Origin of the sequence: Micromonospora sp. NPDC005305 (assembly GCF_040607315.1) — a bacterium.
Taxonomy (GTDB): domain Bacteria; phylum Actinomycetota; class Actinomycetes; order Mycobacteriales; family Micromonosporaceae; genus Micromonospora.
On the sequence record NZ_JBEXGL010000002.1, the window covers coordinates 62,807 to 88,862 of the forward strand.

Sequence of the window (26,056 nt, forward strand, 5' to 3'; positions counted from 1 at the left end):
GGACCGGGGGCCGGTACGCCACGGCGTACCGGCCCCCGGGGGGTACCTGGGTCATCGCACGAATTCGGCGGCACCGTTGGCCAGGTCGAGCAGGGGTGCCGGGGCGACACCCAGGACCAGCGTGGCCAGCACGCCGATGACCAGGGCGGCCGAGGTGAGCGCGCCCGGCACGGTGACCGTCGGGGTGGCGTCGCCCGGCTCGGAGAGCCACATCATCACCACGACCCGCAGGTACGGGAAGGCCAGCACCATGCTGGTCAGCACGCCGGCGATCACGAGCCAGGCCTGGTTCGCGTCCAGCGCCGGGGCGAAGACGGCGAACTTGCTGGTGAACCCGCTGGTGAGCGGGATACCGGCGAAGGCCAGCAGGATGAACGTGAAGATGGCCGCGAAGAACGGCGACCGGCGGCCCAGCCCGGCCCAGCGGGACAGGTGGGTGGCCTCCCCGTCGGCGTCCCGGACCAGGGTCACCACGGCGAACGCGGCGAGCACCGAAAAGCCGTACGCGACCAGGTAGAACATCGTGCCGGAGAGCCCGTCCTTGCTGGGCGCCAGCACGCCCACCAGCAGGTAGCCGGCGTTCGCGATCGACGAGTACGCCAGCAGCCGCTTGATGTCCGTCTGGGTGACCGCCAGCACCGCGCCGACCAGCATGGTCAGCACGGCCACCGCGCCGAGCACCGGGGTGAAGTCCCAGGAGGCGCCGGCGAAGGCGACGTGGAAGACCCGCAGCAGGGCGCCGAACGCGGCGACCTTGGTGCAGGCGGCCATGAAGCCGGTCACCGGCGTCGGGGCGCCCTGGTAGACGTCCGGGGTCCAGACGTGGAACGGGGCGGCCGCGGCCTTGAAGAGCAGGCCGATGGCGAGCAGCGCCATGCCGGCGAAGAGCAGCACCGGGCTGGACGAGGACTCGGCCACCGCGGCGTGCACGGTGGCGAAGTCGACGCCGGCCCCGCGGTTCGGGATCCCGGCGGTGAAGCCGTAGATGAGGGCCACACCGAAGAGGAAGAACGCCGAGGCGTACGCGCCGAGCATGAAGTACTTCAGCGCGGCCTCCTGGCTCAGCAGCCGCCGGCGGCGAGCCAGCGCGCAGAGCAGGTAGAGCGGCAGCGAGAAGACCTCGAGCGCGATGAACATGGTCAGCAGGTCGTTCGCCGCCACGAAGATCAGCATTCCGCCGATCGCGAAGGTGACCAGCGGGTACACCTCGGTGGTGCCGCCCATCCCGTCGGCCTGCCGCCGGTCGTCGTCGGACTCCGCGGTGACCGCGGCCTGGGCCACGAAGGCCCCGCCGCGCTCCACCGTGCGCTCGCCGACGAGCAGCAGCGCCATGGCGGCCAGGATCAGGATGGCGCCCTGCAGGAAGAGCGTCGGCCCGTCCACGGCGATGGCCTGACCGGCGGTGATCAGCCGGTCGTCGGCGTTCAGGATCACCATGGTCAGGGCGGCCAGCACCGCCAGCAGGGCGAGCGTGAGCTGCACCGCGTTGCGCAGGCGGCGCGGCACGAACGCCTCGACCAGGACGCCGACCAGAGCGGCGCCCAACATGATCAGGATGGGAGCGAGCGCCGCGTAGTCGATCGACGGCAGCTTCAGTTCACTCACTTCGCGGCCTCCTGGACACTGCCGATCTCAGGGGCGGGATCGGTCTTGCCGACGTCCTGCATGGTCGCCTGGACGGCGGGGTTGATGACATCGGTGACCGGCTTGGGATAGAAGCCGAGCAGCACGATCAGCGCGATCAGCGGAGCGACCACGACCTTCTCGCGCAGGGTGAGGTCCCGGCGCATGCCGTCGACCTCGGTCAGGGCCGGGTTGAGGGTGCCCTGGGTGGTGCGCTGCACCATCCACAGCACGTAGGCCGCGGCCAGGATGATGCCGAGCGTGGCGATCACCGCGACCGGCTTGTTCGTGGTGAACGTGCCGATCAGCACCAGGAACTCGGAGACGAACGGCGCGGTGCCGGGCAGCGCCAGCGAGGCCAGACCGGCGAAGAAGAGCACCCCGGCGAGCACCGGCACGAGCTTGCCCGCGCCGCCGAAGTCGCTGATCAGCGCCGAGCCCCGGCGGGCGATCAGCATGCCCACCACGAGGAAGAGCAGGCCGGTGGCCAGGCCGTGGTTGAGCATGTAGAGGACCGCGCCGGTGCCGGCCTGGGTGGTGAAGGCGAAGATGCCGACCCCGATGAAGCCGAAGTGCGCGATCGAGGTGTACGACACCAGCCGCTTGAGGTCGTTCTGCCCGACCGCCAGCAGCGCGGCGTAGATGATGCCGATGACGCCGAGCGCCAGCGCCCACGGCGCGAACCACCTCGACGCCTCGGGGAAGAGCGGCAGGCAGTACCGCAGGATCCCGAAGGTGCCGACCTTGTCCAGCACGCCGACGAGCAGCGCCGCCGCGCCGGCCGGGGCCGCGCCACCGGCGTCCGGCAGCCAGGTGTGGAACGGGAAGAACGGCGCCTTGATCGCGAACGCGAGGAAGAAGCCGAGAAACAGCCAGCGGGCCGTGTCGGTGGCGAACTCGGCCTGGCTGAGCGCCTGCCAGTCGAAGGTCTTCCCGCCGACCACCCAGAGGCCGATCACCGCGGCCAGCATGAACAGGCCGCCGACCAGGGAGTAGAGGAAGAACTTCACCGCCGCGTACTGCCGCTGGTGGCCGCCGTAGCTGCCGATGAGGAAGTACATCGGCACCAGCATGACCTCGAAGAACACGTAGAACAGGAAGACGTCGGCGGCGGCGAAGACGCCGATCATCGTGCACTCGAGGACGAGCAGCAGCGCGAAGTAGACCGGCACCGAGCGCCGGGACGACTCGGCGTCGTGCCACGACGCCAGGATCACCAGCGGCACCAGGATCGCGATGAGCATCAGCATGACCAGCGCGATGCCGTCCACCTCGAAGGTGAAGTTGACGCCCCAGTTCGGGATCCACGCGTACGACTCGCGGAACTGGAACCGGTCACCGTCGGCCTGGAAGGCGATCCACATGGCCACCGAGAGCACCAGCACCAGCAGCGACCAGCCGAACGCCACCAGCTTGGCCAGGTCCGGGTTGCGCCGCGGCAGCAGGGCCACCACGAGGGCACCGACCAGCGGTGCCACGGTCAGCACCGAGAGGAACGGGAAGTTGGACATTATTCGGCCTTACCTCCGTCGTGACTGCGTGGCCCGCCGGCGGGGGCGGCCGCGTTGAGGTCGATCACGCCAGCCACCCCGCCTGCACCGCCAGGAAGGCCGCCACCACGAGCAGCGCGCCGGTCAGGATCGAGGTCGCGTACGACCGCACGAAACCGGTCTGCAGCCGCCGGAGCCGGCCCGAGCCCCCGCCCACCGCGGCGGCGAGGCCGTTGACCAGCCCGTCGACGCCCCGGTTGTCGAGGAAGACCAGCGCCCGGGTGAGGAAGATGCCCGGCTTCTCGAAGACCGCCTCGTTGACGGCGTCCGTGTAGAGGTTCCGGCGGGCGGCGGTGACCAGCACACCGGCCGGCTGCGGCTCGGTGGCCGTGCCGTTGCGGAACAGGAACCAGGCCAGCCCGGCGCCGAGCACGGTCACCAGCAGGGAGAGCGCGGTGATCAGCCAGTGCGCGAGGACGGCCTCGTGGCCCTCCTCCTGACCGCCCAGGCCGGCGGTCGCCTCCAGCCAGTCCGGCACCGACGTCGCGAGCAGGAAGCCCGCCCCGACCGAGCCGATCGCCAGCAGGATCAGCGGGATGGTCATGAGCTTCGGCGACTCGTGCGGGTGCTCGATGTCCTCGGTCCAGCGGGCCGGGCCGTGGAAGGTGAGCACGAACAGCCGGGTCATGTAGAACGCGGTGAGCCCGGCGCCGAGCAGCGCGGCCAGGCCGAAGAGCCAGGCCGTCCAGCCCTCCCGCTCGAACGCGGCCACGATGATCGGCTCCTTGGAGAAGAAGCCGGAGAACGGGAACATGCCGATGATGGCCAGCCAGCCCGCCATGAAGGTCAGCCAGGTGACCTTCATGTACTTCGACAGGTTGCCGAAGCGCCGGATGTCCACCTGGTCGTTCATGCCGTGCATGACCGAGCCGGCGCCGAGGAACATGTTGGCCTTGAAGAAGCCGTGCGCCAGCAGGTGCACGATGGCCAGCGCGTACGCCGCGCCGCCCAGGCCGACGCCGAGGAACATGTAGCCGATCTGGCTCACCGTGGACCAGGCCAGCACCCGCTTGATGTCGTCCTTGGCCGCGCCGATGACGCAGCCCATCAGCAGGGTGATCGCGCCGACGCTGACCACCACGAGCTGGAGGGTGTGGTCGGCCGAGAAGATCGGGTTGGAGCGGGCGATCAGGTAGACGCCCGCGGTGACCATGGTCGCCGCGTGGATGAGCGCGGAGACCGGGGTCGGGCCCTCCATGGCGTCCGGCAGCCACGCCTGGAGCGGGAACTGGCCGGACTTGCCCGTCGCGCCGAGCAGGAGCAGCAGGCCCAGCACCAGCACGGTGGTGCTGCTCAGCGCGCCGACGCCGTTGAAGACCTCGTCGTACTGGGTGGTGCCGAGCATGGCGAACATGACGAAGATGCCGATGGCCAGGCCGGCGTCGCCGACCCGGTTCATGAGGAACGCCTTCTTGCCGGCGGTGGCCGCGCTCGGCCGGCCGTACCAGAAGGAGATCAGCAGGTACGACGCCAGACCGACGCCCTCCCAGCCGAAGTAGAGCATCACGTAGTTGTTGCCGAGCACCAGCAGCAGCATCGCGGCGACGAACAGGTTGAAGTACCCGAAGAACCGCCGCCGGCCCTCGTCGTGCGCCATGTACTCGACCGCGTAGAGGTGGATGAGGAAACCCACCCCGGTGATCAGCAGCACGAAGACCGCGGCCAGCGGGTCGAAGAGCAGACCGAAGTCCACCTTGAGGTCGCCGACCGTGATGAACTGCCAGAGGCTCTGCTCGACCTGCTTGTTCTCCAGGCCACGCAGCTGGAAGAAGTAGGTCAGGCCGAGCACGAACGCGGCGCCGATGGCCGCCACGCCCAGCCAGTGACCCCAGCGGTCCGCCCGCTTGCCGAGCAGCAGCAGGATCGCCGCGCTCACCAGCGGGATGGCCACCAGCAGCCAGACACTGCCCAGAAGGCCGCTGGCCTGGGCGAATTCCACAGTCTCTTCCACCACGAGCCCCTCAGTACTTCAGCAGGTTGGCGTCGTCGACGCTCGCCGAGCGCCGGGTCCGGAAGATCGACATGATGATGGCGAGCCCGACCACGACCTCGGCCGCGGCCACCACCATCACGAAGAACGCCATGATCTGGCCGTTCAGGTCGCCGTTGATGCGGCTGAACGTGACAAGCGTCAGGTTGGCCGCGTTGAGCATCAGCTCGACGCACATGAACAGCACGATCGCGTTGCGCCGGATCAGCACGCCGACGGCGCCGATGGTGAACAGCACCGCCGCGAGGATCAGGTAGTAGTCCGGGGTCATTTGTCGGTCCCCTTCAGTGCGGTGTCCTCGGCCGTCAGCTCGCGCACCGGCAGGATCTCCGGGATGCTGCGGTCGGTCAGCCGGCCGTCGGGCAGGCGGGCCGGGGTGGCCACCGACGACGACGTGGCGAAGACACCCGGTCCGGGCTTCGGGCCGGGGTAGTTGCCGGGACGGAACCGGGCCTTCATGGTGGCGATCTGGTCCATCCGGTCCTCCTTGCGCCGCTCCACGTGCGCCAGCACCATCGCGCCCACCGCGGCCGTGATGAGCAGCGCGGAGGTCAGCTCGAAGGCGAAGACGTACTTGGTGAAGAGCAGCCGGGCGATGCCCTGCACGTTGCCCTCGGCGTTCGCCTGGTCCAGGCCGGCCGCCTGCACGCCCTCCAGCGCCCGGTAGAGCCCGGAGCCGACCAGGCCGGCGAAGCCGAGCCCGAGCACGACCGCGGCGACCCGCTGGCCGCGCAGCGTCTCGATGAGCGAGTCGGAGGCGTCCCGGCCGACCAGCATGAGCACGAACAGGAACAGCATCATGATCGCGCCGGTGTAGACGATGATCTGCACCATGCCGATGAACGGCCCGGCCTGGAGCACGTAGAACACGCCCAGGCAGAGCATGGTCAGCACCAGCCAGAGCGCCGAGTGCACCGCGTTGCGCGCCCAGACCATGCCGATGGCCCCGATCAGGGCCAGCGGGGCGAGGATCCAGAAGGTGACCTCCTCGCCCCCGGACACCTGGCCCGCCGCGGCGAGCACCGTCTGCGTGGTCATGCCCCTGCTCCCTTGCCCGCCTCGGCCCGCTGCGCGGCCTGCTCGGCGCCGGGGAAGGTCACACCGGGGTGCTCCTCCACCTGGTACCGGCCCGGGCCCATCGGCGAGTGCTCGGCGCCGGCCGAGGTGCCCGGGTTGGTCAGCCCGCCGACGTAGTAGTCCTTCTCGCTGTCACCCAGCCGCATCGGGTGCGGCGGCTGCTCCATGCCCGGCAGCAGCGGCGCGAGCAGCTGCTCCTTCGTGAAGATCAGATCCTGCCGGTTGTCCCGGGCCAGCTCGTACTCGTTGCTCATGGTGAGCGAGCGGGTCGGGCAGGCCTCGATACAGAGCCCGCAGAAGATGCACCGGGCGTAGTTGATCTGGTAGACGCTGGCGTACCGCTCACCCGGGGAGAAGCGCTGCTCCTCGGAGTTGTCGCCACCCTCGACGTAGATCGCGTCCGCCGGGCAGGCCCACGCGCACAGCTCGCAGCCGATGCACTTCTCCAGCCCGTCCGGGTGCCGGTTGAGGATGTGCCGCCCGTGGTAGCGCGGCGCCGAGACCGGCGGCTTGAACGGGTAGTCGGTCGTGACGACCTTCTTGAACATGTGCGAGAAGGTGACCCCGAAGCCCTTGAACGTTCCGGTGATCGCGCCCACGTCACACCTCCCCTGACTCCGAGCCGGCGACGACATTGGCCGGCTCCCGCTCGGCGACCACGCGCTTGGTACGCGGGCTCGGCGGAACTTGAAGATCCATCGGCGGCAGCGGGAAGCTGCCGTGTGGACGGCTGTTCACCTGCTCCTGCAGCGGCGGCTTCGGCGCCTTCTTCCGGCTCGGCCAGAAGAGCGTGGCCAGCAGGAGCACGCCCGCGCCGATGCCGGTGGCGACCAGCCGGTCCTTGGTCTGCCAGTCCTCGATCGAGCGGAGCCCGCTCAGCACCAGGATCCAGACCAGGTTGATCGGCAGCAGGACCTTCCAGCCGAACCGCATGAACTGGTCGTAGCGGAGCCGGGGCAGGGTGCCCCGCAGCCAGACGAAGACGAAGACGAGAACGATGACCTTGCCGAAGAACCAGAGCATCGGCCACCAACCCGAGTTGGCGCCGGCCCAGAGGGTGATCGGCCAGGGTGCCCGCCAGCCGCCGAGGAAGAGCGTGGTGGTGACCGCGGACATGGTCACCATCGAGACGTACTCGGAGAGCATGAAGAGCGCGAACTTGAGCGAGCTGTACTCGGTCATGAAGCCCGCGACCAGCTCCGACTCCGCCTCGGGCAGGTCGAACGGCGCCCGGTTGGTCTCACCGACCATGGCGATGAAGAAGATGACGAAGCTGGGCAGCAGCAGGATCGCGTACCAGCCGGGGGCCGGGATCTGCTGGCCGGCGATGGTGAGCTGGGTGGCGTCCCCCTGGGCGGCGACGATCCCGCTGGTCGACATCGTGCCGGCGGTCATGAACACCGCCACGATGCTCAGCCCCATGGCGACCTCGTACGAAATCATCTGGGCGCTGGACCGGAGACCGCCGAGCAGCGGGTACGTCGAGCCGGAGGCCCAACCGCCGAGCACGATGCCGTAGATGCCCATCGAGGAGCAGGCGAGGATCACCAGCACCGCCACCGACACGTCGGTGACCTGCAGGGGCGTCCAGTGGCCGAAGATGCTCACCTTCGGGCCGAACGGCACCACCGACAGCGCGGTGACCGCGGAGATCACCGAGATGGTCGGCGCGAAGAAGAAGACCACCTTGTCGGCGGCGCGCGGGAGGATGTCCTCCTTGAACGCCATCTTCAGGCCGTCCGCCAGGGTCTGCAGCAGGCCGAACGGGCCGACCTGGTTCGGGCCGGGCCGGACGGCCATGCGGCCGACCACCCGGCGCTCGAACCAGACGCCGAGCAGGGTGGCCACCAGGCCGAAGGCGAACGCAAAGACGATCTTGATGAGGACCAGCCACCACGGGTCCTTGCCGAAGTCGGCCAGCGTCGGGTCCTGCGCCGCGAGGATGACGGTGTTCACTGGGCACTCCCGGTGTTGAGGAGCGGACCCGGACGACCGGCCGCGTCCGCGGCGACGGGCGCGGCCGAGACCTTGACGACCTCGCCGGACGTCGCGCCGAGGCTGCGCCGGACGGTCGAGCCGGGTGAGTTGGTCGGCAGCCAGACGACGCCGTCCGGCATCTCGGTGATCGCGGTCGGCAGGGTGACCCCGCCGCGGTCGGTGCCGACGGTCACCGGGTCGCCGTCCGCCACGCCGAGCACCTCGGCCGTGCCCTTGCCCAGCCGGACCACCGGCGGGCGGGCGGTGCCGGCGAGGTGCTCGTCGCCGTCGGTGAGGCTGCCCAGGTCGATGAGCTGGTGCCAGGTCGCCAGGACGGCCTCGCCGGCGCCGGGCTGCGGCACGGCGGCCGGCTCGACCGACGGGGCGGACGGCCGGTCCACCCGGGTCGGCGGCAGCGCCCCCAGCTCGCGGCGGACGCTCTGCACGTCGCCGGTGCCGAGCCGCACGTCGAGCTGCGCGGCGATCGCGTCGAGCACCCGGCCGTCGGTCATCGCGCCGGTTTCCAGCACCTTCTCGAAGGTGCGCAGCCGGCCCTCCCAGTCCAGGAAGCTGCCGGCCTTCTCGACCACCGGGGCGACCGGGAGGACCACGTCGGCCCGGCGGGACACGGCGCTCATCCGCAGCTCCAGGCTGACCAGGAACGGCACCGCGTCCAGGGCCTGCTCGGCCAGGCGCGGGTCGGCCAGGTCGGCCGGGTCGACGCCGGCCACCACGAGGGCGCCGACCTGACCGTTGGCCGCCGCGGTGAGGATGCCGTCGGTGTCCCGGCCGGCCTGGCTCGGGATCACCCCGGCCGGGATGTCCCACGCCTCGCCCAGCTCGGCGCGGGCGGCCGGCTCGGTGACCACGCGGCCACCGGGGAGCAGGTTGGGCAGGCAGCCCGCGTCGACCGCGCCGCGGTCACCCGCACGCCGCGGCACCCAGGCCAGCTTGGCCCCGGTACGCCGGGCCACGTCCGCCGCGGCGGAGAGGCCGCCGGGCACCGCGCCCAGCCGCTCGCCGACGATCAGGACGGCACCCGGCTGGCTCAGGGCCTCGGCCACCGTGGTGTGCTCGGCCAGCACGCTGGCCTCCTCGCCCGGCACCACCCGGGCCAGCTTGGCCCCGAGCTTCTCCAGGCCGCGGGTCGCGAACGGCGCGAGCGCGTACACGGTGAGCTTCTTCTTCAGGTACGCCTTGCGCAGCCGCAGGAAGAGGATCGGGCACTCCTCCTCCGGCTCCAGGCCGACCAGCACCACGGCCGGCGCGTTCTCCACGTCGGCGTAGGTCACGTCGGTGACCCCGGCGACGCTGCTGGCCAGGAAGTCGGCCTCCTCGCGGGAGACCGGGCGGGCCCGGAAGTCGATGTCGTTGGTGTGCAGCGCGACCCGGGCGAACTTCGCGTACGCGTAGGCGTCCTCGACGGTGAGCCGGCCGCCGGTCAGCACCGCCGTGCCCTGCCCGCCATCCCGGGCGGCGCGCAGCCCCTCGGCGGCCCGGGTGAGCGCCTCGCTCCAGGACGCCTCGCGCAGCTCCCCGGTCTTCCCGTCCCGCACCAGCGGCGTGGTGAGCCGGTCGAACGCGCGGGCGTACTGGAAGCCCCAGCGGCCCTTGTCGCAGTTCCACTCCTCGTTCACGGCCGGGTCGTCGCCGGCCAGCCGGCGCTGCACCTTGCCGCGCCGCCAGTCGGTGCGCTGGGCGCAGCCGGCCGCGCAGTGCTCGCAGGCGCTGGGGGTGGAGACCAGGTCGAAGGGGCGGGCGCGGAACCGGTACTGCGCGCCGGTCAGCGCGCCCACCGGGCAGATCTGCACGGTGTTGCCGGAGAAGTAGGAGTTGAAGGGGACATCACCCTCATCGCCCTCCTCCCCATACGCGTCGTCCCGGTAGATGTTGATCTCCTCGGCGGACGACCGGCCCATCAGGTCGATGAACTTGTCGCCGGCAATCTCCTCGGAGAACCGGGTGCAGCGCTGGCACAGCACGCAGCGCTCGCGGTCGAGCAGCACCTGGGTGCTGATCGGCAGCGGCTTCGGGTACTCCCGCTTGTGCTCGTGGAACCGGGAGTCCGTGCGGCCGGTGGACATGGCCTGGTTCTGCAGCGGGCACTCGCCGCCCTTGTCGCACATCGGGCAGTCCAGAGGGTGGTTGAGGAGCAGCAGCTCCATCACCCCCTCCTGGGCCTTCTTGGCGACCGGCGAGGTGAGCTGGGTTCGGACCACCATGCCGTCGGCCACGGTCTGGGTGCAGGAGGCGACCGGCTTGCGCTGGCCCTCCACCTCCACCAGGCACTGCCGGCAGGCGCCGGCCGGGGCCAGCAGCGGGTGGTCGCAGAACCGCGGGATCTCGGTGCCCAACTGCTCGGCTACCCGGATCAGCAGCGCCCCCTTGGGGGCGGTGACCTGGACGCCGTCGATGGTCAGGGTGACGGTCTCGGTCTGCTTGGCTACGTCGGTCATCAGTGGGCTCCCACCAGCTGCTTCTCGGAGAGCTTCGGCGCGGTACGTCCCTCGATGTAGTCGAGGTAGTCCTGCTTGAAGTACTTCAGCGACGAGGTCACCGAACTGGTCGCACCGTCACCCAGACCGCAGAACGAACGGCCGAGGATGTTGTCGCAGGTGTCGAGCAGGGTGTCCAGGTCCTCGTGGGTGCCCTGGCCGGCGAGGATCCGCCGGTAGACCCGGACCATCCAGTAGTTGCCCTCGCGGCACGGGGTGCACTTGCCGCACGACTCGTGGTGGTAGAACTCCAGCCACCGGTAGGTCGCGTACACCGGGCAGTCCTGGTCGGAGAAGATCTGCGTGGCCGTGGTGCCCAGGATCGAGCCGGCCGCCGCCACCCCCTCGAAGTCCAGCGGCACGTCCAGGTGCTCGGCGGTGAGCAGCGGCGTCGACGAGCCGCCCGGGGTCCAGAACTTCAGGTTGTGCCCGGGCTGCATGCCGCCGGCCAGCTCGATCAGCTCGCGCAGGGTGATCCCCATCGAGCACTCGAACTGGCCGGGATTGGCGATCCGGCCGGAGAGCGAGTAGATCATCGGGCCGGACGACTTCTCCGTGCCCATGGTCTTCCACCAGTCGGCGCCGCCCAGCACGATGTACGGCACGCTGGCGATGGTGCCGACGTTGTTCACCACGGTCGGGCTGGCGTACAGGCCGTGGGTCGCCGGGAACGGCGGGCGCAGCCGGGGCTGGCCCCGGAAGCCCTCCAGCGAGTCCAGCAGCGCGGTCTCCTCGCCGCAGATGTACGCCCCGGCGCCGGAGTGCACCACCAGGTCGAGGTCGAAGCCGCTGCCCTGGATGTTCCGGCCGAGGTAGCCCTTGGCGTACGCCTCCTGCACGGCGTTGCGCAGCCGGCGGGCGGCGTGCACGGCCTCGCCGCGGATGTAGATGTACGCCCGGTTGGCGCGGATCGCGTACGAGGCGATGATGACGCCCTCGACCAGCGCGTGCGGGTCGTGGGTCATCAGCGGCAGGTCCTTGCAGGTGCCCGGCTCGCCCTCGTCGGCGTTCACCACGAGGTAGTGCGGCTTGCCGTCGCCCTGCGGGATGAACCCCCACTTGAGACCGGTCGGGAAGCCCGCGCCGCCGCGGCCGCGCAGCCCGGAGTCCTTGATCAGCTGGATCAGGTCGTCCGGGTGCGCCTTGAGCGCCTTGCGCAGGGCGGCGTAGCCGTCCAGCTTCTCGTAGGTGCCGATCCGCCAGGCGTCCGGCGACAGCCAGCGCTTGGTGAGCACCGGCGTCAGCTTGGCCAGCGTCTCCGGTCGAGGAGCGGTCACTTCTGGACCCCCGTTTCGCTCGCGACCGCCGGGCCCGCGCCGTTGGCGCCCGCCCCGGCCTCCGCTTCCTTGAGGTTGCGCTGCTGCGCCCCGGCCTCGTCGCCGGCGGGCTTGCCGTCGCCGGCCGGCGGGTTGGCCGCCGCGCCGGCGGACTCCGCCGCCTGCGCGTCGCGGGGCGCCGGGGCGGTGGTGTCCGTCGGGACCTTGGTGCCGGGGGCGTCAGCGACCGCGGTGGACGCGTCCGGCTGCCGGGTCTCGGCGGTACGCACCTGCGGCGACTTGTCGTCCGGCGCCTTCACGTCCGGCGCGGTGCTGCCGGTGGCCGCCTCCGGCTTCACCGGCTCGGCCGCCGGGGTCGGCTTGGCGGCCTCGGCCCTGGCCTTCGCCTCGGCGGCGGCCTTGTCGGCCTCGGCCTTGCTGCGGATCGGGGTGTTCGGGTCGAAGCCCGGCACCGAGATGCCGTGCTGCTCGGCCAGGCGCAGGCCGCGCAGGGTCGGCTCGCCCGGCCCGCCGTCGCCGACCGCGCCGTCCCGCTCGTCGGCGAAACCGGCGAGCTGAACGGCCATCTCCTTGAGGGTGCAGAGCCGGGCGCCCCGGGTCGGCATCGGCCGCCCGCCGGCGCGCAACTCCTCGACCACGCCGAGCGCGCCCTGCGGGTCGACGTTGTCGAAGAAGTCGTAGTTGACCGTCATGACCGGGCCGTAGTCGCACGCCGCCAGGCACTCGGCGTGCTCCAGCGTGACCTTGCCGTCGGCGGTGGTCTCGTCGTGCCCGACGCCCAGGTGCTCGGCGAGGGTGTCGTAGACCTCCTGGCCGCCGAGCACGTTGCACATCGTGTTCGTGCAGACGCTGACCAGGTAGTCACCGGTCGGCTTGCGCTTGTACATCGTGTAGAAGGTGGCGACCGCGCCGACCTGGGCCTTGTTCAGGCCGAGCACCTCGGCGCAGAACTCGACCCCGGCCGGGGAGACGTAACCCTCCTCGGACTGGACCAGGTGCAGCAGCGGCAGCAGCGCCGAGCGGGACCGGTCCGCCGGGTAGCGGGCGATGATCACGCGCGCCCGCTCCCGGGTCTCTTCAGTGAAAACGGTCATCGGTCACAACCACCCATCACGGGGTCCAGCGAGGCGCCACCGGCGATCACGTCGGCGATCAGGCCACCCTCGGCCATGGCCGGGAGGGCCTGCAGGTTCACGAAGCTCGGCTCCCGGTAGTGCACCCGGTACGGCCGGGTGCCGCCGTCGGAGACCGCGTGCACGCCCAGCTCGCCGCGGGGCGACTCGATGCCGACGTACACCTGGCCCGGCGGGACCCGGAAGCCCTCGGTGACGAGCTTGAAGTGGTGGATCAGCGACTCCATCGACTGACCCATGATCTTGGCGACGTGCTCCAGCGAGTTGCCCATGCCGTCGACGCCGATGGCGAGCTGGGCCGGCCAGGCGATCTTGCGGTCGGCGACCATCACCGGCCCCGGCTTGAGCCGGTCGAGGGCCTGCTCGACCAGCTTCAGCGACTCCCGGATCTCGGCGAGCCGGACCAGGTAGCGGCCCCAGACGTCGCCGTCGGTGTGGGTCGGGACGTCGAACTCGTACGTCTCGTAACCGCAGTACGGCATGGTCTTGCGCAGGTCCCAGGCGAGACCGGCGGAGCGGAGCACCGGGCCGGTCACCCCGAGCGCGAGGCAGGCGGTCACGTCGAGCACGGCCACGTTCTTGGTGCGCTCGATCCAGATCGGCTGGCCGGAGAGCAGGTCCTCGTACTCCTTGAGCTTCTTCGGCATCAGCTTCAGGAAGTCGCGGATCTTGGCGATCGCCTCGTCCGGCACGTCCTGCGCCACCCCGCCCGGCCGCACGTACGCGTGGTTCATGCGCAGACCGGTGATGGTCTCGAAGATGTCGAGGATGTACTCCCGCTCGCGGAAGCCGTACAACATCATGTTGATCGCGCCCAGCTCCATGCCGGTGGTGGCCAGCCAGACGAGGTGCGACGAGATCCGGTTGAGCTCCATCATCAGCACCCGGATGGTGGTGGCCCGCTCGGTGACCTCGTCGGTGATGCCGAGCAGCTTCTCCACCGCGAGCGCGTACGCCGTCTCGTTGAACAGCGGGGAGAGGTAGTCCATCCGGGTCACGAAGGTCGAGCCCTGGACCCAGTTCCGGTATTCGAGGTTCTTCTCGATGCCGGTGTGCAGGTAGCCGATGACCGAGCGGGCCTCGCGGACCGTCTCGCCCTCCAGCTCCAGGATCAGCCGGAGCACGCCGTGCGTGGACGGGTGCTGCGGACCCATGTTGACGACGATCCGCTCGTCGTTGATCGGGTCCGTGCCGGAGACGACCTGGTCCCAGTCCCCACCGGTGACGGTGAAGACCTTGCCCTCGGTGGTCTCGCGCTCGGTCGCGTAGTTCGACGTCGTCACTGGTATGACCTCCTCCGGTCCGGCGGCGGGATCTCGGCGCCCTTGTACTCCACCGGGACGCCACCCAGCGGGTAGTCCTTGCGCTGCGGGTGCCCCTCCCAGTCGTCCGGCATGAGGATCCGGGTCAGGCTGGGGTGGCCGTCGAAGACGATGCCGAACATGTCGTACGTCTCCCGCTCCTGCCAGTCGGCGGTCGGGTAGACACCGGTGACGCTCGGCAGGTGCGGGTCTTCGACGGAGACCGCGGCCTCCAGCCGGAGCCGCCGCCGGTAGGTCATCGAGGTGAGCTGGTAGACCACGTGCAGCCGGCGCTCGTCGGCGCCCAGGTAGTCCACCCCGGACACCGAGGAGCAGAGCTCGAAGCGGAGCGCCAGGTCGTCGCGCAGCACCTGGCAGACCTCGGCGATCCGCTCCGGGCGGACGTGCAGGGTCAGCTCGCCCCGGTCGACCACGACCTTCTCGATCGCGTCGCCGAACGCGGGGTACGCCTCCTCCAGCGCGTCGCGGACCTCGTCGAAGTAGCCCCCGTACGGCCGGGAGGCCTCCTCGATCGGCTTGCGCTGGCGGACCAGGCCGCCGAAGCCGGAGACGTCGCCGCTGCCCTGGTTGCCGAACATGCCGCGCCCGGCCGGGCTGGCCGGCGGGTACTCGGCCGGTGCGGTGCTGCTGGCGCCGGCCGGCGTGGTGGGAACCGGCACGCCGCCGTCGTTGTTCTTGTCGTTCGGTGCCGTCACTGCGCCTGCCCTCCGTTCGCGACTGCGGGGCTCCGCTTCGCTGCACTCCTCGCGCTCACTTGGGGCCCCGCTGCACGCCGAGGTGGTTCTGCGCCTTCATCCAGTTCTCGATCCGCAACTGCTCCTCGCGCCCCTCGCGGACCGCCTGGGTCCACTCGGCGCGGCGGGCCTTGTCGTTGCGGTACGACGACGGCATCGAGCCGTACGGCACCACGGGCACGTCACCGCGCTGCTTGCGGGCCTCCAGCATCTTGCGGCCGTTCGCGCCCAGCGGCTCGTACATGATCTTCTCGCGGAGCTTGAGCACCGCGTCGATGAGCATCTCGGGCCGGGGCGGGCAGCCCGGGAGGTACATGTCGACCGGCACGATGTGGTCGACGCCCTGCACGATGGCGTAGTTGTTGAACATGCCGCCGCTGCTGGCGCAGACGCCCATCGAGATGACCCAGCGGGGCTCGGCCATCTGGTCGTAGATCTGGCGCAGCACCGGGGCCATCTTCTGGCTCACCCGGCCGGCCACGATCATGAGGTCCGCCTGCCGCGGCGAGGCCCGGAAGACCTCCATGCCCCAGCGGCCCATGTCGTAGTGCGGACCACCGGCGGCCATCATCTCGATGGCGCAGCAGGCCAGGCCGAAGGTGGCGCCCCAGACGGACGACTTCCGCGACCAGTTGACCAGCTTCTCCACGGAGGTGAGCAGGACGCCGGCCGGAAGCTTCTCCTCGATGCCCATCTGACGTACCTCCCTCAGTCCCAGTCCAGGCCGCCGCGCCGCCAGACGTAGGCGTAGGCGACGAAGACCGCGACGATGAACAGGACCATCTCCACGAAGCCGAAGATCGGCAGGGCGTCGAAGGAGACCGCCCAGGGGTAGAGGAAGATGATCTCGATGTCGAAGACGATGAAGAGCATCGCCGTCAGGTAGAACTTGATCGGGAACCGGCCTCCGCCGACCGGCTGCGGGCTCGGTTCGATGCCGCACTCGTACGCCTCGAGCTTGGCCTTGTTCAGACGCCGGGGGCCGGCGAATCGGGCGGCGGCCACGGAGAACAGCGCGAACCCCGCGGCGAGGGCGAACAGCCCGATGATCGGTGCGTAAGGAGAGAGCGTCATCGTTGTCTCCTGCTCGTCCTTCCCTGGCCTCGGTGGTTGGCGAAAATCACACTATTCACGTCCCTCACGACCTCGACGGCGGGGGTCGATCTTTGTCGGTCCCGGGGGCCGGGACCGGTGGTCTACACGGCGGGTGCCACCCTCGTCATCGCGTTGATGACCCGGTCCATGGCGTCCCCGCCCCGGGGGTCGGTGAGGTTGGCCAGCAGCTTGAGCACGAAGCGCATGAGCATCGGGTGCGGCATGCCGTGCTTCGTGGCCATCCGCATGACCTCGGGCCGGCCGATGAGCTTCACGAAGATCCCGCCGAGCCGGTAGTAGCCGCCGAAGCGGGCCTTCAGCTCCTGCGGGTACGCCAGCAGCGCCCGCTCCCGCTCCGCGCCGGCCGGCCGGGCCAGCGCCTGCACCGCCACCTCGGCGGCCAGCTCGCCGGACTCCATGGCGTACGCGATGCCCTCGCCGTTGAACGGGTTGACCATGCCGCCGGAGTCGCCGACCAGCAGAACCCCGCGGGTGTAGTGCGGGACCCGGTTGAAGCCCATGGGCAGCGCGGCGCCGAGGATCGGCCCCTCCGCGTTGGCCTCGTCGGTCATCCCCCAGTCCTCGGGGGTGTTGGCCAGCCAGTCGGTGAGCAGCCGCCGGTAGTTCGTCTTGCCGAACGCCGACGAGGAGTTGAGCACGCCAAGGCCGACATTCACCCGGCCGTCGCCGAGGCCGAAGATCCAGCCGTAGCCGGGCAGCAGCGCGTCGTTGCCCTTGGCCCGCAGCTCCAGCCAGGACTCCAGGTAGTCGTCGTCGTGCTTGGCGGGCGAGCGGTAGTAGCGGCGGACCGCCACGCCGATCGGCCGGTCCTCCCGCTTGGCCAGCCCGAGGGCGAGGGGGAAGCGGCCGGAGACGCCGTCGGCGGCGACCACGAGCGGCGCGTGGAAGGTGGCCGGCTCCTTGTCCGGGCCCACCTCGGCCTGCACCCCGATCACGCGGTCGTCCGCGTCTAGCACCGGAGTCAGCACGTTGACGCTGGTCCGCAGCTTCGCCCCGGCGGCGACGGCCCGCTGCGCGAGCAGGTCGTCGAAGTCGAGCCGGGTCCGGACCAGGCCGTAGTTGGGGAAGCTGGCCAGGTCGGGCCAGTCCAGTTCCAGGCGTACCCCGCCGCCGATCACCCGGAGGCCCTTGTTGTGCAGCCAGCCGGCCTCGGGCGAGGTGTCCACGCCCATCCGGATGAGCTGCCGCACGGCCCGGGGCGTGAGCCCGTCGCCGCAGACCTTCTCCCGGGGAAATTCGGTCTTCTCCAGCAGCAGCACGCGTACGCCGTGCCGCGCCAGGTGGTACGCCGTCGCCGATCCTCCGGGACCGGCGCCCACGACGATGACGTCGGCGTCGTTCTCCACCGCGGTCATCCGCGCCTCCTCCCGCATGCTCGTGAAATGCTTCACAAGCCGATCGGGTTGGAGTCTATGACCGGCGTTACACCTGTATGCGCTGAGGGGGGCCTAACTCGCGGAAACAGGCCGGGCCGGAGCCTGTCCGGCGGTCAGGAGCGCGCGGCCGTGGCCGGCCCCAGGCCGGCGTCGAGCCGGATCGCCTCCGGCAGGTGATCGCGCAGCGCGCCGCCGGCCGCGCGGTCGAGTGCGGCCAGCACCTCGGCGACCACCTGGCGGACGTCGGCGGGATCCGCGCCGGCCAGGTCCCGGAGCTGCGCGATCAGTTCCGCCGCGTCGTCGTCGGTGGTCGCTCGGTCTGGTCCCGTCATGGGGGCGAGCTTACGGGACAAAGTAGACCTAAAACGGATATTCACGAAAAGGCCGGTTTCGCCGGCCCGGAGGTCACGCCCGGGTCGCGCGGTGCAGCGCCACGACGCCGCCGGTCAGGTTGCGCCAGGCCACCCGGCCCCAGCCGGCCGCGCCGATCCGCGCGGCCAGCGCCGCCTGGTCCGGCCAGGCCCGGATGGACTCGGCCAGGTAGACGTAGGCATCGGGATTGCTCGACACCGTGCGCGCCACCGCCGGCAGCGACCGCATGAGGTACGACAGGTAGACGGTGCGGAACGCCGGGTTGACCGGGGTGCTGAACTCGCAGACCACCAGCCGGCCGCCCGGCCGGGTCACCCGCGCCAGCTCACGCAGCGCCGCGTCGGTGTCGTTGACGTTGCGCAGCGCGAAGGAGATGGTGACCGCGTCGAAGCTGGCGTCGGCGAAGGGCAGCCGCAGGGCGTCCCCGGCCAGCAGCGGCACCCCCGGCCGGGTGCGCTTGCCGGCGTGCAGCATGCCGAGCGACAGGTCCGCGCCCACCGCGTACGCCCCGGAGTGCGCCAGTTCCTCGGTCGAGACGCCGGTGCCGGCGCCCACGTCCAGCACCCGCTCGCCCGGACGCAGCCCCAACGCCGCCCGGGTGGCCCGCCGCCAGAACCGGTCCTGCCCGAAGGAGAGCACGGTGTTGGTCAGGTCGTAGCGGGCGGCCACGCCGTCGAACATGGCGGCGACCTCGTGCGGCTGCTTGTCCAGGCTGGCGCGCTGGCCCTGGGGGGTACGGCTCACGCCTCCACTCTGCCAGCCGACCCGCGCCCGACTCCTCCCGGGTACGCGAAAGGGCGAGGTGGTCGCCCACCGGCGCCCGCTCGCTGTCCAGGTCGGTCGGTCAGTCCTCGGTCCGCTCGTCGGTCGGCGTGACCAGGACCACCTTCCGGCGGCGGGAGAGCACCAGCAGCGCCCCGCCGGCCAGCAGGATCGCTCCACCGACGCCGCCGATGAGGCCGACCTGCACACCGGTCACCGGCAGGCCGCCGCCGGCACCGCCACCCTCGGTCGGCGCGGGACTCGGAACGAACGGACGCTACCGGAGCGACGTCGGGACGCGCCAGAACCGTTCGACGGATTCCTCCGTCCTCTGGGGAGACACAAACAGCAGGGGCGGGATGGTGACCCATCCCGCCCCTGCTGCTGTGCGTTATGTGAACGACCCTCGCGGGCCGATGGAGGACGACCGTCAGGCGCAGCGTAGCCGCCGGCAGCGTCGCGCGGGCCAGGGTCGCGCTGGTCGCCGCCGTCCTGTTACCTGGGAGGCCGTCGGGCCGGCCGTTCGGTGGACGGAACGAAGTCAGTTGGCCTCGACCAGCGGGAGGGACTTGCCGACGCCGCCGCCCGGCAGGGCGATGGAGGAGAAGTGCGAGACCACCCGGTCGTCGCTCGGGTCGTCGGCCGGCGTCCGGTGCACCGCGAGCCGGTTGTAGAGGGTGTCCCGCTGGGCGGGGATGCGGTCCGCGGTGCGGATCATCGAGATCAGCTCGTGCAGGTTCGAACGGTGCCGGGCGCCGGCCGAGGAGATGACGTTCTCCTCCAGCATGATCGAGCCCAGGTCGTCCACCCCCATGTGCAGGGCGAGCTGGCCGGCGTCCTTGCCGGTGGTCAGCCACGACGCCTGCAGGTGCGGCACCGTCTCGAAGAAGAGCCGGGCCACCGCGACCAGCCGCAGGTATTCCAGCGTGGTCGCCTGGGTGCGGCCCTTCAGGTGGTTGTTCTCCGGCTGGTACGTCCACGGGATGAACGCGCGGAAGCCGCCGGTGCGGTCCTGCACGTCGCGGATCATCCGCAGGTGCTCGATCCGCTCGGCGTGGGTCTCGCCGGTGCCCATCATCATGGTCGCGGTCGATTCGAGGCCCTGCCGGTGCGCCAGCTCCATGACCTCCAGCCAGCGCGCACCCGACTCCTTGAGCGGCGCGATGGCCCGGCGCGGCCGGTCCGGCAGCATCTCGGCGCCCGCGCCGGCGATCGAGTCCAGCCCGGCGGCCTTGATCCGGCCGATCGCCTCGTCCAGGCTCACCCCGGAGACCTTGGCCATGTGCAGGATCTCGCTCGGGCCGATCGAGTGGATGGCGAGCTGTGGGTACGCCTGCTTCACCGAGGAGAACAGCTCCTCGTAGTACTCCACGCCGTAGTCCGGGTGGTGGCCGCCCTGGAGCATCACCTGGGTGGCGCCCAGCTCGACCGCCTCGCCGCAGCGGCGCAGGATCTCCTCGGTCGGGTGGGTCCAGCCCTCCTTGTGCTTGGGGGCACGGTAGAAGGCGCAGAACTTGCACGCCGTCACGCAGACGTTCGTGTAGTTGATGTTGCGGTCGATCAGGTACGTGACGATGTTGTCCGGGTAGCGCCGCCGGCGCACCGCGTCCGCCGCCTCGCCCAGCGGGTGGAAGGGCGCCTCGGTGTAGAGCAGCAGGGCCTCCTCGGGCGTGATCCGCCCGCCGTCCGCGCCGCGCTGCAGGATGTCGTCGATCTCCCGGCTCACCGTCACGTCCCCGAGGGTACGCCGGTGGAGCGCCGAGCCTGCCAGGGGTGCTCGGCGATGTGACCCCTCCACCCGGCTCAGTTCATCCCGGGGCTGGCCACCGCAAGACCGACCGACTTCGCGGCGTCCAACAGTCGCCGGTCGTAGGTGACGAACGCGACGAAGTCGGCCCCGGCCTGGCGGGCCAGGGCCTGCGCCGTGGCGAGGTGAATGGCGTCCAGGCTGCGCAACAGAGGTTCGGCATACGCACCGGCCGCCGCCCGGACCGCCGCGTCGATCTCGACCCGGTAGAGCCGCCCCAGCACCGACGGGACGCCGACCAGCGCCTGCGGCGCGGCACGACGCAACGCTCGCGGTACCTCGACCTCGACCAGCGCCGACGAGACGAGCGGCGCTCCGGCGTGGTCGTTGAGCCAGGCGATCAGGTCAGGCGTCTCATCCTCGCGTCGGAGCATCTTGATGACCGCCGCCGAGTCGAGATAGATCACCAGCGCTCCTCGTCCCGCGCCTCCGCTAGGACGGCCGCGACGTCCACCGCGGGATCGCCGAGCACCGGCGGCATCGGAATCGGCCCGGCCGCGGTCGGTGCTGTCGCCCGCCCCTCGGCAACCAGGCGGCCGAGGAGCGCGTCGCCGGCCAGCACCGGGACGAGGCGGGCGATCGGCTGCCCGCGATCGGTCACCTCGACCGTCTCCCCCGCACGCACCCGAGCCAGCACCCGGCTCGTGTGCTGGTTCAGTTCCCGGACCGCGATCTGCTCCATGCTCCGAGTGTAGAACGATTTGTTCTACGGGTCGCATCGGCGGGACAACGAAGTTGCTGGTCCTGGCTTATCGTGCGGTGCTCTCAGACTTCGATCAAGGAAGAATCGTGACCGCACCGTTCGCCAATCCCCCACAGGTCCCGCCCGCGCCCCAGCCGGCGGCCTGGCCCGGCGCCACCCTCACCTGCCGCTGCTGCGGCTCGGTCCCCGCGATCAAGGGGACCCTTCACGGGCACCAGGGCTTCCTCCTCCTCATGCGCACCCTCACCCAGCGCGGCCCGTTCTGCCGGTCGTGCGGCATCGCCCTCTGCCGGGACCTGAGCGCCAAGACGCTCTGGCAGGGCTGGTGGGGTCCCATCTCCATGATCATCACGCCGCTGCTCCTCATCGGGAACCTCGTGACCCGGGTCCGGCTCGGCCGCCTCGGCGAGCCGGTGCCGGGCGCTCCGGGCACGCCCGCGACGCCGGGCAAGCCGGTGTTCCGGCGGGCGGCGGTGCTTGGTCTCGGCATACCCGTGGCGATCGCCTTCGCCGTGGGCTGGTCGATCTCCACCGACCCGTCCTACGCCGACGTCGGCGCCTGCGTCAGCGCCTCCGGCCTGAGCACCGACCCGTTCGTCAACGTCGTCGACTGCGGCGACCAGTCGGCCGCCTACGTCGTCCTCGGCAAGATCGAGGACACCACGGACGACGCCCAGTGCGAGCGGTTCTCCGGCGCGGTCGCCGCCTACACCCAGCGGGACGGATCGCAGGAACTGGTGCTCTGCCTCGGCGCGAACCGCTGACGGTTACCGCCGCGTGCCGGTCCTCGCGTGCGGACGGGACCGGCACGCGGCGTGCCGTCAGGCGTCGTAGTCGACCGTGAGCTTGTCGGTGACCGGGCTGGACTGGCAGGTGAGGACGTAGCCGGCGGCCACCTCGTCCGGCTCCAGCGCGTAGTTGCGGGCCATGGTCACCTCGCCGGCGACCACCTTGGCCTTGCAGGTCGAGCAGACCCCGCCCTTGCAGGCGTAGGGCAGTTCGCCCCGGACCTTGAGGGCGGCGTCCAGCACCCGCTCGTCGTGGCCCATGGTGAAGCTCGACGAGCGCCCGTCCAGCACGATCGTCACCTCGGCGCCGGTGCCGGGCTCGTCGGACGGGCGGCGGACCGGCTCCGGCGGGGCGTCGACGTGGAACAGTTCGGCGTGCACGGCCGAGTCGGCCACGCCCCGGTCGGCGAAGACCGCCTTGGCGTCCACCACCATCCCGTACGGGCCGCAGAGGAACCACTCCTCGATCGCCTCGCCGGGGACGACGGTGTCGAGCAGCCGGGTCAGCCGGTCGGCGTCGATCCGCCCGGAGAGCAGCGCGGACTCGCCCATCTCCCGGGAGAGCACGTGGACCAGGTGCAGCCGGGTCGGCCACCGGTCCTTCAGGTCGGCCAACTCCTCGGCGAACATCACCGTGTTCGCCGTGCGGTTGCCGTACACCAGGGTGAAGGTGCTGGCCGGCTCGACGGACAGTGCGGTCGCGACCAGCGAGAGCACCGGGGTGATGCCGGAGCCGGCGACCACCGCGCCGTAGTGGCGGACCCGGTCCGGGGCGAACGCGGAGGTGAAGTTCCCGAGCGGGGGCAGCACCTCGACGGTGTCGCCGCCGCGCAGGGCGCCGCACGCGTACGCGGAGAAGGCACCGCCGGGAACCTCCCGCACCCCGATCCGCAGCCGGCCGTGCCGGGCCAGCTCGTCGGGGGTCGAGCAGATCGAGTACGACCGCCGCACGTCCGCCCCGCCTTCACCAGCGGAGCCGGTGAGCCCGCCTCCGGCGGGAAGCCGCACGGTGAGGTGCTGGCCGGCGGAGAACGCGAACATCTCCCGCAGTTCCTCGGGCACGGCGAAGGTGATCGCCACGGCGTCGTCGGTGAGCCGGTCGACGGCGGCGACGGGCAGCGGGTGGAAGGCCGGCCGGCGGCGGACCGGTCGGGTGATCGTGACAGTCACAGCGCCTTCAGGTGGTCGAAGGGTTCGGAGCAGGAGCGGCAGCGCCACAGGGCCTTGCACGCGGTGGACCCGAACCGGCTGACCTGCTCGGTCTCCGGGGAGCCGCAGCGCGGGCAGCGGACGGACAGGGTCAGCGGGACGACGCCGCCGCCCCGCGCGGCCGGCGCGGGCGGGGCGATGCCGGCGGCGGACAGCTTGGCCCGGCCGCCCTCGGAGATCCAGTCGGTGCTCCACGCCGGGGCGTAGACCGTGCGGACCTCGGCGTCCGGGTGGCCGGCGGCGGTGAGCGCGCGGCGGATGTCCGCCCGGATCACGTCCATGGCCGGGCAGCCCGTGTAGGTGGGGGTGATGGTGACGACGACCCGGCCGGTGCCCGGGTCCTCGTCGACCGACCGCAGGATGCCCAGCTCGTCGATGGTGACGACGCGGATCTCCGGGTCGACCACCGCCGCCACGGCCGCCCTGGGATCGGTCACCAGTGCCTGCTTGCGTTCGCGACTGCGGGGCTCCGCTCCGCTGCACTCCTCGCGCTCACCAGCGCGCTCCGGGGTGGGCGCGGTGCAGCACCTGCATCTCGGCCAGCAGGTAGGAGAGGTGTTCGGTGTGGACGCCGTCGCGGCCACCGCCCGGTGCCCAGCCGTCGGCCGGCCGGGTCAGCGTCGCCTCGTCGAGCACCGCGGACACGACGGCGTCGAAGTCGGCCCGCAGGGTGGCCGGGTCGACCGGCGCCGCCGGGTCCGCGGTGAACAGCTCATGGGTGTACGGCCACACCTGGTCGACCGCGTCCTGCATGCGCCGGTGCGACTCCTCGGTGCCGTCGCCGAGCCGCTTCACCCAGAGCGAGGCGTGGTCCAGGTGGTACGCCGACTCCTTGCGGGCCTTCGCCCCGATCGCGGCCAGCCGCTCGTCGGCGCACCCGCTCAGCGCGGTGTAGAGCGGGAGCTGGTAGGCGGCCAGGAGGAACAGCTTCGCCATGGTCACGCCGAAGTCGCCGTTGGGCAGCTCGACCAGGAGGCAGTTGCGGAACTCCCGGTCGCCGCGCAGGTAGGCCAGCGCGTCCTCGTCCCGGCCGGCTCCCTCCAGCTCGCCCGCGTACGTGAGCAGGAGGCGGGCCGCGCCGAGCTGGTCGAGGGCGATGTTGGCCAGTGCGATGTCCTCCTCCATCTCCGGCGCACGGGAGGTCCACTCGCCGAGCCGCTGCGCCGCGATCAGCGCGTCGTCGCCCAGCCCGAGCGTGAAATCGAACAGCTCGTTCACAGGTGGGCCACCCCGTCCGGCACCTCGTAGAAGGTGGGGTGGCGGTAGACCTTGTCGGCCGCCGGGTCGAAGAAGGCGTCCTTCTCGTCCGGGCTGGACGCGGTGATCGCGCTCGCCGGCACCACCCAGATCGAGACGCCCTCCTGGCGCCGTGTGTAGAGGTCGCGGGCGTTGCGCAGGGCCAGCTCGGCGTCGGGGGCGTGCAGGCTGCCGACGTGGGTGTGCGACAGCCCGCGCCGGGCCCGCACGAACACCTCCCACAGCGGTGAGTGATCCATGCTCATGCCGCCACCTTCTCCTTGTTCCGCTGCTTCGCCGCGTACGCCGAGGCGGCCTCCCGCACCCAGGCGCCGTCGGAGTGGGCCCGGCGCCGGTGCTCCATCCGCTGCCGGTTGCACGGCCCGTTGCCCTTGATCACCTGCATCAGCTCGTCGTAGTCGGGCTGGGTGTAGTCGTGGGCCTGCCGCTGCTCGTTCCAGCGCAGGTCCGGGTCGGGGATGGTGAGACCGAGGATCTCCGCCTGCTGCACGCACATGTCGACGAAGCGCTGGCGCAGCTCGTCGTTGGAGAAGCGCTTGATCTTCCAGGCCATCGACTGGGCGCTGTGCGTCGAGTCTCCGTCCGGGGGGCCGAACATGGCCAGTGACGGGTACCACCAGCGGTCCAGCGCGTCCTGGGCCATGGCCTTCTGCTCCGGGGTGCCGTGGGCCATGGTGTGCAGGATCTCGTAGCCCTGGCGCTGGTGGAACGACTCCTCCTTGCAGACCCGGATCATGGCGCGGGCGTAGGGGCCGTAGGAGCAGCGGCACAGCGGCACCTGGTTGACGATCGCCGCGCCGTCCACCAGCCAGCCGATCGCGCCCACGTCGGCCCAGGTCAGCGTCGGGTAGTTGAAGATCGAGCTGTACTTCTGCCGGCCGTCGATCAGCAGCTCGACCAGCTCGTCCCGGCTGACGCCGAGCGTCTCCGCCGCGGCGTAGAGGTAGAGGCCGTGGCCGGCCTCGTCCTGCACCTTGGCCAGCAGGATCGCCTTGCGCTTGAGCGACGGGGCCCGGCTGATCCAGTTCCCCTCCGGCTGCATGCCGATGATCTCGGAGTGCGCGTGCTGGGCGATCTGCCGGATCAGCGTCTTCCGGTACGCCTCCGGCATCCAGTCGCGCGGCTCGATCTTCTGGTCGGCGTCGATCACGTCCGTGAAGTACGCCGCGAAGTCCTCGTCGGGCGCCGGCCCGCCGCGCCGGGCGCGTGCCGCCGCCTCGCGCAGCGCGGCCTCCGCCGCCTCCACCTCGCCGAGCAGGCCGCCGCCCGGGCCGTCCTCGGGCGGGGCGAAGTCATTGCCATACATGAGGCCAGTGTTACAGCTCGCGCGCGATGACACCAGAGGGTGTAACAGGTTTCCCGACCCACCTTCTGTCACCGCACGACCGCTTCCTGTGACAAGGCCTGACCTGCGCAAACCATGTGACCTCGACCACGCCACGAAGATGAATCCTGACAAGGGCGGCATAGCGGTCCAATGTCCCGCCT

26 protein-coding genes and 1 pseudogene are annotated in these 26,056 nt (G+C 71.0%); 1 reads left to right on the forward strand and 26 read right to left on the reverse strand.

What is annotated here, in order from left to right; translation table 11 throughout:
* Positions 1-51: 51 nt before the first annotated feature.
* The 21 genes and pseudogenes from nuoN to ABZS80_RS03420 all read right to left on the reverse strand — a co-directional run bounded on the left by nuoN (position 52) and on the right by ABZS80_RS03420 (position 21,293).
* Positions 52-1,605, reverse strand: a complete 1,554-nt coding sequence (gene nuoN, locus ABZS80_RS03320) for an NADH-quinone oxidoreductase subunit NuoN (RefSeq protein WP_355054237.1) — start codon at positions 1,603-1,605, stop codon at positions 52-54.
* Positions 1,602-3,134, reverse strand: coding sequence for an NADH-quinone oxidoreductase subunit M (locus ABZS80_RS03325; protein WP_151461338.1), 1,533 nt, complete (start codon positions 3,132-3,134; stop codon positions 1,602-1,604). Before ABZS80_RS03325 ends, nuoN begins: the two co-directional genes overlap by 4 nt.
* A 64-nt stretch (positions 3,135-3,198) precedes the next feature.
* The gene (gene nuoL / locus ABZS80_RS03330; protein ID WP_355054238.1) at positions 3,199-5,124 is read right to left on the reverse strand and encodes an NADH-quinone oxidoreductase subunit L; all 1,926 of its coding nucleotides are present in this window, start codon (positions 5,122-5,124) and stop codon (positions 3,199-3,201) included.
* A gap of 10 nt (positions 5,125-5,134) precedes the next feature.
* Positions 5,135-5,434 carry an NADH-quinone oxidoreductase subunit NuoK gene (nuoK, locus tag ABZS80_RS03335; protein ID WP_073834091.1) on the reverse strand — a complete coding sequence of 100 codons (300 nt, stop codon included), beginning with the start codon at positions 5,432-5,434 and terminating at the stop codon, positions 5,135-5,137.
* Complete coding sequence (locus ABZS80_RS03340) at positions 5,431-6,201, reverse strand: NADH-quinone oxidoreductase subunit J (RefSeq protein WP_151461336.1); 771 nt, start codon at positions 6,199-6,201, stop codon at positions 5,431-5,433. The genes nuoK and ABZS80_RS03340 overlap by 4 nt, the downstream gene beginning before the upstream one ends.
* On the reverse strand, positions 6,198-6,839 hold the full coding sequence (gene nuoI / locus ABZS80_RS03345) for an NADH-quinone oxidoreductase subunit NuoI (RefSeq protein ID WP_151461335.1): 642 nt from the start codon (positions 6,837-6,839) through the stop codon (positions 6,198-6,200). The genes ABZS80_RS03340 and nuoI overlap by 4 nt, the downstream gene beginning before the upstream one ends.
* Before the next feature lies 1 nt (position 6,840).
* A complete protein-coding gene (nuoH, locus tag ABZS80_RS03350; RefSeq protein WP_151461334.1) occupies positions 6,841-8,196 on the reverse strand; it encodes an NADH-quinone oxidoreductase subunit NuoH in 1,356 nt (451 codons plus the stop codon).
* Complete coding sequence (locus ABZS80_RS03355; RefSeq protein ID WP_355054239.1) at positions 8,193-10,673, reverse strand: NADH-quinone oxidoreductase subunit G; 2,481 nt, start codon at positions 10,671-10,673, stop codon at positions 8,193-8,195. The genes nuoH and ABZS80_RS03355 overlap by 4 nt, the downstream gene beginning before the upstream one ends.
* A complete protein-coding gene (gene nuoF / locus ABZS80_RS03360; protein WP_355054240.1) occupies positions 10,673-11,989 on the reverse strand; it encodes an NADH-quinone oxidoreductase subunit NuoF in 1,317 nt (438 codons plus the stop codon). The genes ABZS80_RS03355 and nuoF overlap by 1 nt, the downstream gene beginning before the upstream one ends.
* Positions 11,986-13,083: an NADH-quinone oxidoreductase subunit NuoE gene (nuoE, locus tag ABZS80_RS03365; RefSeq protein WP_355054241.1), complete on the reverse strand. Its 1,098-nt coding sequence runs from the start codon at positions 13,081-13,083 to the stop codon at positions 11,986-11,988. The genes nuoF and nuoE overlap by 4 nt, the downstream gene beginning before the upstream one ends.
* Positions 13,080-14,405: an NADH-quinone oxidoreductase subunit D gene (locus tag ABZS80_RS03370; RefSeq protein ID WP_151461330.1), complete on the reverse strand. Its 1,326-nt coding sequence runs from the start codon at positions 14,403-14,405 to the stop codon at positions 13,080-13,082. The genes nuoE and ABZS80_RS03370 overlap by 4 nt, the downstream gene beginning before the upstream one ends.
* The gene (locus ABZS80_RS03375; protein ID WP_355054242.1) at positions 14,402-15,139 is read right to left on the reverse strand and encodes an NADH-quinone oxidoreductase subunit C; all 738 of its coding nucleotides are present in this window, start codon (positions 15,137-15,139) and stop codon (positions 14,402-14,404) included. The genes ABZS80_RS03370 and ABZS80_RS03375 overlap by 4 nt, the downstream gene beginning before the upstream one ends.
* 55 nt (positions 15,140-15,194) lie before the next feature.
* Positions 15,195-15,872: an NADH-quinone oxidoreductase subunit B gene (locus ABZS80_RS03380; protein ID WP_151461328.1), complete on the reverse strand. Its 678-nt coding sequence runs from the start codon at positions 15,870-15,872 to the stop codon at positions 15,195-15,197.
* A gap of 14 nt (positions 15,873-15,886) precedes the next feature.
* Positions 15,887-16,252 (reverse strand): NADH-quinone oxidoreductase subunit A, encoded by a 366-nt coding sequence (locus ABZS80_RS03385; RefSeq protein WP_073834101.1) that lies wholly within the window; start codon positions 16,250-16,252, stop codon positions 15,887-15,889.
* A 122-nt stretch (positions 16,253-16,374) separates the two neighbouring features.
* Positions 16,375-17,649 (reverse strand): geranylgeranyl reductase family protein, encoded by a 1,275-nt coding sequence (locus ABZS80_RS03390; protein ID WP_151461327.1) that lies wholly within the window; start codon positions 17,647-17,649, stop codon positions 16,375-16,377.
* 134 nt (positions 17,650-17,783) lie between these two features.
* On the reverse strand, positions 17,784-18,002 hold the full coding sequence (locus tag ABZS80_RS03395; protein WP_151461326.1) for a hypothetical protein: 219 nt from the start codon (positions 18,000-18,002) through the stop codon (positions 17,784-17,786).
* Between the two features lie 73 nt (positions 18,003-18,075).
* A complete protein-coding gene (locus tag ABZS80_RS03400; protein ID WP_355054243.1) occupies positions 18,076-18,786 on the reverse strand; it encodes a demethylmenaquinone methyltransferase in 711 nt (236 codons plus the stop codon).
* Between the two features lie 100 nt (positions 18,787-18,886).
* A pseudogene (locus ABZS80_RS03405) lies at positions 18,887-19,048 on the reverse strand (LPXTG cell wall anchor domain-containing protein); the annotation flags it as partial.
* A 297-nt stretch (positions 19,049-19,345) separates the two neighbouring features.
* A complete protein-coding gene (gene mqnC, locus ABZS80_RS03410; RefSeq protein WP_355054244.1) occupies positions 19,346-20,536 on the reverse strand; it encodes a cyclic dehypoxanthinyl futalosine synthase in 1,191 nt (396 codons plus the stop codon).
* 71 nt (positions 20,537-20,607) lie between these two features.
* Entirely contained in the window at positions 20,608-21,018 is a 411-nt protein-coding gene (locus ABZS80_RS03415; RefSeq protein ID WP_355054245.1) for a type II toxin-antitoxin system VapC family toxin, read from the reverse strand.
* Positions 21,015-21,293: a type II toxin-antitoxin system prevent-host-death family antitoxin gene (locus ABZS80_RS03420; RefSeq protein ID WP_355054246.1), complete on the reverse strand. Its 279-nt coding sequence runs from the start codon at positions 21,291-21,293 to the stop codon at positions 21,015-21,017. The genes ABZS80_RS03415 and ABZS80_RS03420 overlap by 4 nt, the downstream gene beginning before the upstream one ends.
* A 107-nt stretch (positions 21,294-21,400) precedes the next feature.
* Here ABZS80_RS03420 and ABZS80_RS03425 point away from each other — a divergent pair, with 107 nt between their 5' ends.
* Positions 21,401-22,078 (forward strand): hypothetical protein, encoded by a 678-nt coding sequence (locus ABZS80_RS03425; RefSeq protein WP_355054247.1) that lies wholly within the window; start codon positions 21,401-21,403, stop codon positions 22,076-22,078.
* 57 nt (positions 22,079-22,135) lie between these two features.
* Here ABZS80_RS03425 and paaE read toward each other — a convergent pair whose 3' ends face one another.
* From paaE to paaA, 5 genes are read right to left on the reverse strand one after another with little or no spacing between them, the layout of a single operon-like run.
* Entirely contained in the window at positions 22,136-23,272 is a 1,137-nt protein-coding gene (gene paaE / locus ABZS80_RS03430) for a 1,2-phenylacetyl-CoA epoxidase subunit PaaE (RefSeq protein ID WP_355054248.1), read from the reverse strand.
* Entirely contained in the window at positions 23,269-23,748 is a 480-nt protein-coding gene (paaD, locus tag ABZS80_RS03435; RefSeq protein ID WP_355054249.1) for a 1,2-phenylacetyl-CoA epoxidase subunit PaaD, read from the reverse strand. The genes paaE and paaD overlap by 4 nt, the downstream gene beginning before the upstream one ends.
* A 55-nt stretch (positions 23,749-23,803) precedes the next feature.
* Positions 23,804-24,529 (reverse strand): 1,2-phenylacetyl-CoA epoxidase subunit PaaC, encoded by a 726-nt coding sequence (paaC, locus tag ABZS80_RS03440; RefSeq protein ID WP_355054250.1) that lies wholly within the window; start codon positions 24,527-24,529, stop codon positions 23,804-23,806.
* Entirely contained in the window at positions 24,526-24,813 is a 288-nt protein-coding gene (gene paaB / locus ABZS80_RS03445) for a 1,2-phenylacetyl-CoA epoxidase subunit PaaB (RefSeq protein WP_151461316.1), read from the reverse strand. Before paaB ends, paaC begins: the two co-directional genes overlap by 4 nt.
* Complete coding sequence (paaA, locus tag ABZS80_RS03450; RefSeq protein ID WP_355054251.1) at positions 24,810-25,874, reverse strand: 1,2-phenylacetyl-CoA epoxidase subunit PaaA; 1,065 nt, start codon at positions 25,872-25,874, stop codon at positions 24,810-24,812. Before paaA ends, paaB begins: the two co-directional genes overlap by 4 nt.
* Positions 25,875-26,056 lie beyond the last annotated feature (182 nt).

Bases quoted from the DNA above. Each gene is read 5' to 3' on its own strand.
- ABZS80_RS03325 (WP_151461338.1), bottom strand. From the start codon at position 3,134: ATGTCCAACTTCCCGTTCCTCTCGGTGCTGACCGTGGCACCGCTGGTC.
- nuoK (WP_073834091.1), bottom strand. From the start codon at position 5,434: ATGACCCCGGACTACTACCTGATCCTCGCGGCGGTGCTGTTCACCATC.
- ABZS80_RS03340 (WP_151461336.1), bottom strand. From the start codon at position 6,201: ATGACCACGCAGACGGTGCTCGCCGCGGCGGGCCAGGTGTCCGGGGGC.
- ABZS80_RS03355 (WP_355054239.1), bottom strand. From the start codon at position 10,673: ATGACCGACGTAGCCAAGCAGACCGAGACCGTCACCCTGACCATCGAC.
- nuoE (WP_355054241.1), bottom strand. From the start codon at position 13,083: ATGACCGTTTTCACTGAAGAGACCCGGGAGCGGGCGCGCGTGATCATC.
- ABZS80_RS03380 (WP_151461328.1), bottom strand. From the start codon at position 15,872: ATGGGCATCGAGGAGAAGCTTCCGGCCGGCGTCCTGCTCACCTCCGTG.
- ABZS80_RS03385 (WP_073834101.1), bottom strand. From the start codon at position 16,252: ATGACGCTCTCTCCTTACGCACCGATCATCGGGCTGTTCGCCCTCGCC.
- ABZS80_RS03390 (WP_151461327.1), bottom strand. From the start codon at position 17,649: ATGACCGCGGTGGAGAACGACGCCGACGTCATCGTCGTGGGCGCCGGT.
- ABZS80_RS03395 (WP_151461326.1), bottom strand. From the start codon at position 18,002: ATGACGGGACCAGACCGAGCGACCACCGACGACGACGCGGCGGAACTG.
- ABZS80_RS03420 (WP_355054246.1), bottom strand. From the start codon at position 21,293: ATGGAGCAGATCGCGGTCCGGGAACTGAACCAGCACACGAGCCGGGTG.
- paaB (WP_151461316.1), bottom strand. From the start codon at position 24,813: ATGAGCATGGATCACTCACCGCTGTGGGAGGTGTTCGTGCGGGCCCGG.
- paaA (WP_355054251.1), bottom strand. From the start codon at position 25,874: ATGTATGGCAATGACTTCGCCCCGCCCGAGGACGGCCCGGGCGGCGGC.